Origin of the sequence: Pseudomonas sp. CM25 (assembly GCF_013179705.1) — a bacterium.
In the GTDB taxonomy this organism is placed as follows: Bacteria; Pseudomonadota; Gammaproteobacteria; order Pseudomonadales; family Pseudomonadaceae; genus Aquipseudomonas.
Genome location: NZ_JABMCW010000249.1, coordinates 1 through 8321, shown reverse-complemented (window position 1 = coordinate 8321; position 8321 = coordinate 1). Strand labels below are relative to the sequence as shown.

6 protein-coding genes and 1 pseudogene are annotated in these 8321 nt (G+C 63.3%); 1 reads left to right on the top strand and 6 read right to left on the bottom strand.

Annotated features, from left to right (window positions below; genetic code table 11):
* The 5 genes and pseudogenes from HP546_RS21725 to HP546_RS21705 all read right to left on the bottom strand — a co-directional run.
* Window positions 1-189, bottom strand: a pseudogene (locus tag HP546_RS21725) (histidine phosphatase family protein); the annotation flags it as partial.
* A gap of 82 nt (window positions 190-271) precedes the next feature.
* Window positions 272-604 (bottom strand): DUF3325 domain-containing protein, encoded by a 333-nt coding sequence (locus HP546_RS21720; RefSeq protein WP_172229308.1) that lies wholly within the window; start codon window positions 602-604, stop codon window positions 272-274.
* Window positions 601-2121 carry a PepSY domain-containing protein gene (locus HP546_RS21715; RefSeq protein ID WP_172229306.1) on the bottom strand — a complete coding sequence of 507 codons (1521 nt, stop codon included), beginning with the start codon at window positions 2119-2121 and terminating at the stop codon, window positions 601-603. Before HP546_RS21715 ends, HP546_RS21720 begins: the two co-directional genes overlap by 4 nt.
* On the bottom strand, window positions 2118-2405 hold the full coding sequence (locus tag HP546_RS21710; RefSeq protein WP_172229304.1) for an iron transporter: 288 nt from the start codon (window positions 2403-2405) through the stop codon (window positions 2118-2120). Before HP546_RS21710 ends, HP546_RS21715 begins: the two co-directional genes overlap by 4 nt.
* 72 nt (window positions 2406-2477) lie before the next feature.
* Window positions 2478-4712, bottom strand: a complete 2235-nt coding sequence (locus tag HP546_RS21705; protein WP_172229302.1) for a TonB-dependent siderophore receptor — start codon at window positions 4710-4712, stop codon at window positions 2478-2480.
* Window positions 4713-5037: 325 nt separating this feature from the next.
* Here HP546_RS21705 and HP546_RS21700 point away from each other — a divergent pair, with 325 nt between their 5' ends.
* A complete protein-coding gene (locus HP546_RS21700; RefSeq protein WP_172229300.1) occupies window positions 5038-6252 on the top strand; it encodes an MFS transporter in 1215 nt (404 codons plus the stop codon).
* Here the strand turns inward: HP546_RS21700 and HP546_RS21695 are convergent.
* Window positions 6249-8057 (bottom strand): ABC transporter ATP-binding protein/permease, encoded by a 1809-nt coding sequence (locus tag HP546_RS21695; protein WP_172229298.1) that lies wholly within the window; start codon window positions 8055-8057, stop codon window positions 6249-6251. The genes HP546_RS21700 and HP546_RS21695 overlap by 4 nt on opposite strands.
* Window positions 8058-8321: the final 264 nt, after the last annotated feature.

Sequence of the window (8321 nt, the reverse complement as noted above, 5' to 3'; positions counted from 1 at the left end):
CGGCCCGGCCATCCATGCTGCAGTCTCGCAGGCCCGGCGCTCTGGGGCCGTCAGCAGTTGCATGCCTGCCAGGTTGAGGCATGGCGCCCCGGTCAACGGCAGGATGCCATCATCCACACAGTGCAGGCGCCCGGTCTTCTGGGCCTGGGTCAGGGCATGGCAGATCAGGGTCAGGCGGACGGCTTTCACCGGTATTCTCTCGCGCGTGCTGGGGGAGCATGGTTTAGCACGCTGCTGCAGCAATGTCGAAGCTGGCCGCGATGAGCGCAGATCAGGCAACTACTGACACCAACCCCCATCCCGGCACCGCCAGCACCAACCCCACCGCCAACCGCGGCCAGTACGGCAGTAGCATCACCAGCACCACCCCCGCCAAAGACAGCACTGCAAACCAGGCCACCGGCCCCATGGCCCAGCCCCAAGCCTGGGCACAGAGCACCAGGCTGGCCAGCAGCGCCAGCCATCCCGCGCCTCGCAAGCCAATACGCAAGGCACGTGGGCAGGGCCGGTTCCATACCTGCTTGTAATGCCGCTCAAGCCCTTGGCAAAGCCCGAGCATGCCAGCGTACGCGAACACCACGCCGCCTGTGATCCACAGCATCATGCTTCAGCCTCCATCTGCCGACCCGCCGTTGCCTTCAACGCCTCCGGCTGAGTCTGGCTTATCCGCCAGGCCACCAGCCCAAGCAATACCCCCAGCACCAGCGCACACGCCGCTACGCCCAGGCGCATCGCATCTTCAAGCCCGCCAAACACACCCAGGCCAATGCACAGCAATGCCGTCAGCAGCAGCTGCTCGACCCACGCCTGGCGTGCCGGCCTGATGCCGGCATGCAGCAGGCCCAGCAGCCATGCGCCGAAGAATACCCGCACCTCCCAGCTTTCCCGTTGCAGCAGCTCCACGGGCAGCAGGCGGCTGGCCCATAGCAGCCCAACGCACGCCAACAACAGGCCGCTGACGAAGCCGACGTTGCACACCTCGGCCAGCCGGTACCAGCGCCGTGCCGAAGCGTCGGCACTGGCATTGGCATACTTGCGCCCGCGCTTTACGCAGAACAGCACCAGGCCGCTGGCGATCATCAGGCAGCTGACCAGCCCGCAGATGAAGTACAGCCAGCGCATCGGGTAGCCGCCAAACTGGGCAAAGTGCAGGCCGACCATGACCCGCTGGGTCAGGGGCGCCGCACGCCACTCGGGAACGTCGCTCAGCAATTGCCCGCTGATGCCATCGAAGACCATCGCCTGGCCCTTGGCCAAGGCGATGCGGTTGCCAAGCGCGGGGCGGATCTCGACACGCGCCGCTGCCGTATTAGGGTTGCGGATGTTCAGGCCGCCCAGCGGGCCCAGCCGCGCCTCGGCCTGGGCTAGCAGCGGCGCCACATCGACCAGTGCCGCCGGCTGCCTGGCCAGGCCACGGGGCTGCTCCAGGCGGGTATTGCCCTGAGCCTTGAAGTAGGCGCGGGTGTCACCGGCGAATAACGCATCCACCCCCGCAGGGATGTAGATGAGCATGAAGATCACCAGGCCGGTGTAGGTAATCATCAGATGAAACGGCAGCAACAGCACGGCGCTGGCGTTGTGGAAATCCAGCCACGAGCGCTGGCCCTTGTTCGGCCGGAAGGTGAAGAACTCCTTGAAGAACTTCTTGTGCACCACGATGCCGGTCACCAGCGCCGCGAGCATCACCAACGCCAGTGCGCCGACCACGAAGATACCCCAATTGCGCGGCAGGTCGAGGGTGAAATGGAAGCGGAAGAAGAAGTTGCCGCCGACGCTGTCGCGTACCTCCACCACCTCGCCAGTGTTCGGATCGAGCTGTACCCCGCCAGCGTGGCGTCGTTCGCCGGTGGATACGCGCAACCCCGGCGAACGCTCGCTCGGCAGGCTGATGCCCCAGTTCGCCGCCTGTGGCTCGTGGGCCTGCAGGTAGGCGATGGCACGCCCGGCAGCGTCGGCCTGCGACACCTGGCTGGCCGGGATTTCCGGCTGCATCCAGTGGTTGAGTTCCTTGTCGAACACCGCCAGGGTACCGGTGACGAAGATGGCGAACAGCAGCCAGCCGAAGATCAGACCGGACCAGGTGTGCAGCCAGGCCATCGATTGGGTGAAGGTATTCTTCATGCCAGCCACTCCAGTACCTGCGGCCAGAAGCCGATCAGGCTCAGGGGCGCCGCCAGCACCAGTGGCGCCCAGGCGCGCAGGGCATCACGGCAGGCAAACGCCCAGAGGATCGCGGCGGTGTAGAACAGGAACGCCGGCAGAGTCGCGACAATGACTGCATCGGTGGCAGTCAGCGGCAGGATGCGGGCCAGGCAAGCGCTGGCGGCATAGCTGAGGGCGTAGCCGCCGAGCAGTGCGGCGCTGCTGCGGGAGAGAATCTGCAGCCAGGCGGGGGATCGAGTCATTTCGCTTCCTTGAACAATGTGTAGGCCCATTCGCGGATAAAGCCGCGAATGGGCCGCGCAGCGACCCCTGGCTCAGAAGTTGATATTCAGCGCAGCAAACACCGCCCTGCCCGGCTGGTTATAGGTGTTGGCACCCGAGCTGCTGGCGTTGCCACCGCGCAGGATCTGCTTGTCGAACACATTGTTCACCCCCACCCGTACGTCGTAGTTGGCGTTGAACTTGTACCCGGCACTCACGTCCACCAGGCCGTAGGCCTCGACGTCCTGCTGCGCAGCCTCGTCGTAGTTTTCCTGGGTACGGTAGTTGTAGGTCGGCGACTTCTGCTTGCCGAAGTAAGTACCCGCCACCTGGAACGCCAGCTGCTCGGTGGCGCGCCAGTCGAGGGTGGTGTTGACGGTGTACTGCGGAATCACCGACAGCGGCTCGCCGGTCTCGCGGTTGTCGTTGTCGAGCATCCAGGTCAGGTTGGTGTTCCAGTCCAGGGTGGGCGTCAGCTCGATGAAGAAGTTGCCTTCGATGCCCTCCACCCGCGCCTTGCCGGCGTTGTCCCATTGGGTCACGCGGCTGCCGGTACCGATGGTGTAGAGCACATCGGTATCACCGATGATCTTGTTCTTGTAGTCGTTGCGGAAGTAGGTGGCACTGGTGCGCCAGGTGCCGCGGTCGTACAGCAGGCCGATTTCCTTGTTGACGCTGATCTCGGGCTTGAGGTCGGCGTTACCCTGCAGGTAGCAGCCACCGTTGTTGGTCTGCTGCACACTGCACCCGTTGCCGCGGCTGTAAAGCAGGTAGTTGGGGTTGGACTGGTACAGGTTCGGGGTCTTGTAGGCGCGCGCGATACCGCCTTTGACCGACAGTGCTTCGGTCAACTTGTGCGACAGGTTCAGGCTGGGGCTGAAGTTGTCGCCGAACATTTCGTGATGGTCGAAACGCAGGCCTGGCGTAATGGTGGTGTCGCCGACGATGATGTTGTCTTCGGCGAACAGCGCATAGCTGCGCGCGGTCATCTTCGAGCTGCTGCGATCGAAGCCGACCAGCCCAGCGTCGCCGGCAGGGTCCGAACTCTGCGGGCGCAACGAACCCTGGTCGTTGAGGGTTTCGTACAGGTATTCCCCGCCCAGAGTCAGGACATGCTCGGTATTGCCGGTGGCGAACGGCAGGTTCACTTCGCTGCTGAGGCGGGTATTGCGCAGGCGTGACATGGCCGCGCCCTCTGCGTTCGGGGCGCCTTCGGTGCGGCCTGCCAGGCCTTCGTTGAGGCGCCAGTTGCGTACGTATTCATACGCCAGCGAGGTCTTGCTGGTACCCCAGCTGAAATCGCCCAGGTGGGTCAGGTCGTAGGTACTGCGCTGCATCACGTTGGTTTCATGGCCGTAAAGGCTGGAAACGAAGTCAACGTCGCCACCGCCGTTGCTGTTCATGGTGTCGCCGGCAAAGATGTTGCCTTGGCGGCTATAGCCAGCGCTGGCTTCGAGCCGGTGCTCGTCGTTCAGCTTCCAGCTCAGCAGCCCGTTGAGGTCCTTGTTGCGTACCCCTTCGCGACCTGCCACCAGTGCACTGGTCGCGTGCCCGGCATTGATGTCCAGGTCGTCGGCGTCGGTCTTGGCCATGCCGCCGTACAGGCGGAAACCGAGGCTATCGGTCAAGCCACCACCCAGGTTGAAGTTGGCACGGCGGCTGGCACCCTCGGCGCTGTCTTCCGGCAACTGCGTGTACAGGCTGATGCTGCCCTTGAGCTCGTCCGTGGGGCGCTTGGTGATGATGTTGACCACCCCGCCCATGGCCCCGGAGCCATAGCGCGCGGCCGCCGGGCCACGCAGGATCTCGATGCGCTCGACCGCTTCGGCTGGTACCCAGTTGGTCTCGCCACGGGTGTCGCGGTCGCCGTTCCAGCCATAGCGTACGGCGTTGCGCGCGCTGGACGGCTTGCCGTCGATGAGGATCAGGGTGTTTTCCGGGCCCATGCCGCGCAGGTCGATCTGGCGGTTGTTGCCTCGTGCGCCACTGGCGCTGTTACCGGTGAGGTTGACCCCCGGCTCGCGGCGGATGATGTCGGACAGGTCATTGGCCGGCGGGTGGCGCTTGATGTCCTCGGCGGTAATGACCGAAGAGCCCAGTGCCTGGCGCGCCTCGCGCTCAGCGGTGATAAGGGTGTCCTGGATCAACAGAGCATTGTCCGCGACCGGTACCTCCAGCACCTCACCCACGGGCCGTTCATCAGCCTCTGCTGCAGTGGCCATCATGGCCGGCGACGCCAGCGCGACAAACGCCAGGGCGAGGCTGTTGGGTGAAGTTCTGCACTGCATGGGTACATCTCCTGCGAATCATGAGCGAAAAGGCACATCCCTGTCGGAAACCGGGAGCCCTTCGCCCACCGGCCCCGCAAACACAGTTTGGCGGCCAACAGGGATGGTAAATATAGGGATTCTCAAATGAGTTTAAATCTTATTTACGAAGTTTACATGTTTGTAACGGAACTTTGCTAAACGCGCGGCCTTTGGCACCACCGCGAGCTGGGTATCGCAGTCTGCAGACCACGATGGGCCGCATGGCGGCCTGTGGCCCTGGTGATTTGCATCCAGCACGTTGCCACCTACAGTTTCGAACGTGGCAACTGTTCAGAGACCCCTGATGCGCAGCAATGAAGAAAGCAGCCCGGCGAGCACCGCCCGAAGCGTGGCCAAGATCCCCCGAAGCGTCTGGGCGCTGGGTTTCGTGTCGATGTTCATGGACATCTCCTCGGAGATGATCCACGCCCTGCTCCCCCTGTACATGGTCACCGTGCTCGGCACATCAGTGCTGGCGGTGGGTGTCATCGAAGGCATTGCCGAGGCCACCGCGTCAATCACCAAGGTGTTCTCGGGCGCGCTTAGCGACCGAATGGGCAAACGCAAGCTGCTCACGGTAGTGGGCTATGGCCTCGGTGCGCTGACCAAACCGGTATTTCCCCTGGCCTCCGGCCTGGAGTGGCTGACTGCGGCGCGCTTCGTCGACCGGGTCGGCAAAGGTATCCGTGGCGCGCCGCGCGATGCGCTGGTGGCCGATATCACGCCCGCCGAATTGCGCGGCGCCGCGTTCGGCCTGCGGCAGACGCTCGACACTGTGGGCGCCTTCCTCGGACCGTTACTGGCTATAGGGCTGATGTGGCTGACCGCAAGCCATTTCCAGACGGTGTTCTGGGTGGCGGTGATACCGGCATGCGTGGCGGTTTACATTCTCGTTGCCTTCGTTCGCGAACCTGAAACACCGACCATGACACGGCCGGTGCGTGCGCCGCTGGCACTGCGCGAACTGGTCCGTCTGGGGCCAGCCTACTGGCGCCTGATCAGCCTGGCCACGTTGTTTACCCTGGCCCGCTTCAGTGAGGCGTTCCTGCTGCTACGCGCCCAGGACATGGGCCTGGCACCGTTGTGGGCGCCGGCGGTCCTGGTACTGATGGCCCTGGCCTATTCACTGTCAGCCTACCCTGCCGGGGTCCTTTCCGATCGGGTCGGCCGCCGCGGTGTATTGGTGGCCGGGCTGGGGTTGCTGATGGCCGCCGACCTGTTGCTGGCCCTGCTGCCGGGCTGGGCCGGGCTGACCTTGGGGGTTGCTGCCTGGGGCCTGCACCTGGGCTTCAGCCAGGGCATATTCGCGGCGATGATCGCCGACAGTGCACCCGCCAACCTTCGCGGTACTGCCTTCGGTGTGTTCAACCTGTTGACCGGTGTGGCGCTGCTGGCAGCCAGCGTGGTAGCCGGGTTGTTATGGGACGGTGCAGGGTTCCAGGCCACCTTTCTGGTCGGCGCAGGGTTCGCCAGCGCCACGCTGTTGGGAGTGACGCTGTTGCGCACAAAGGTACGCTAGGCCAATGCGGGTCGCTGTTCAAGCAAAGACCAGCCGCCATCCCCATCGACCTCGAGCCGATGTGTATGGAACCCTGCGAGTGTGCTGCGATGGCCAACACTGACCAGCAACGCACCCGGCATTTCCGAGCGCAGCAACGAATACAACGTGTGCTCGAGCCCTTCATCCATTGCCGAGGTGGACTCGTCGAGGAACACTACCTGAGGCCGGTTGAACAGCACCCGGGCGAACGCCAGGCGCTGCTGCTCACCCACCGAAAGGATATGTGACCAGTCGCAACTGACGTCGAGACGCTCAGCCAGGTGGGCCAGGTTGACCTGGCGCAACGCCTGCTGCATGCGCGCGGCATCCTCAGCCTTGCTGGCTGCCGGATAGGCAATCACCGTACGCAAGTCACCCAGCGGCAAGTACGGGCGCTGCGACAGGAACATCGCCTGATGACCCGTCGGCCGGTTGACCTGGCCCTCTGCGTACGGCCAGAGGCCCGCCAACGCACGCAACAGCGTGGTCTTGCCACTGCCCGACGGCCCCTTGATCAGCAACGCCTGACCGGCGTGCAGGCGTAGATTCAGGTCGGCGATAAGGGCGTGCCCATCAGGGCGCAGCACCTGCAAGCGGGCGATATCCAGGGCATGAGCCTGCTCGTGCGTGAGGACACGCGGCAAGGCGCTCGCCTGCGCGTTCGCATCAAGGAACCCGGTGAGACGGTCAAGCGTGGCGCGGTACTGGGCAAAAGCATCATACGACTCACGGAAGAACGACAACGAGTCCTGCACCTGGCCGAATGCCTGGGACGTCTGCATGACATCGCCCAGCTTGATTGCCCCGCTAAAAAAGCGTGGCGCCTGCAAAATGAACGGGAATACCACGGCGACCTGGCTGATGCCCAGGTTGAAACCGCTGAACTTCAGGTTTCGGAATACCAGCGCCCAGGCATTGATGATCAACGCGCCAAAGCGGCCCAGCAGCGTACTACGCTCAACCTGGGCCCCTTGGTAGAACGCGATGTTTTCGGCATTCTCGCGCAGGCGCATCAGCGCGTAACGGAAGTTGGCGGTGAGTTTTTCATTGAGGAAGTTCAAGCGGATCAACGGCCGGCCGAGACGGAAGGCAATCCAGGTGGCGACGATGACATACAGGTAAACGGCAAACACCATCGCTCGGGGGATTTCAATCCCGGCCACCGCCAACGGTGCCGAAAGCCCCCAAAGGATCCCGGTAAACGCCACCAGCGATACCAACGCGCTGACCGCCCCCAGGGCCAGCGTCACCGAGTTGTTGACGAAGGCGTTGACGTCCAGCTCGATGCGCTGGTCAGGGTTATCCACCGGCTCGGCGAGGAACTGGCCACGGTAGTAGGCATCGCCGTGCATCCAGTCGCGGGTAAGACGCTTGGTAAGCCAGACCCGCCAGTGAATGCTGAACGCCTGGCTTACGTAGAACGTGAACAGCGAGCGCAGCACGTGGATGCTGGCCAAGACCGCGAACACCCCGAGAAGGTACCAAAACGCCGCCTGGTCAAGCGCCTGCAAGGCGCTGTAGAAGCCGTTGTACCAGAACGAGAACAGCACATTCAGGCGTACCGAGAACAGCGTCAGTATCAGCAGCAACGCAAACACCAGCAACGGCCGCCAACTGCGCCTGAAACTGAAATAAGGCCCCGCAAGCTGCCAGAACTGGCTGCCCCAGCGCGTGCAACGTACGGCCAGGGTGGCGGCTGCAGTGAAGCAGACAAGGGTGATGAACGAGGCGATCGCCAGCCAGCTCAGGCTTTCTTGGAGGGCCTGGTGCCAGTTCATTTCCATGGTGATTATCCGTGCAGAGTGTTTTCGCGAGCGTAGCACTGTGGTGTGCTGCAGCAGGCATACATGACGGACATTTCATGATGGCTCGGTTGCGCGAATGCTGTAGGAGCGGCGTACGGCTGATGTTTGAGCGGCAGAAAGACAAAACCCCTACCTGCATGCGCAGATAGGGGTTTTGCGAAATGAATCTTGACGATGACCTACTCTCACATGGGGAGACCCCACACTACCATCGGCGATGCATCGTTTCACTACTGAGTTCGG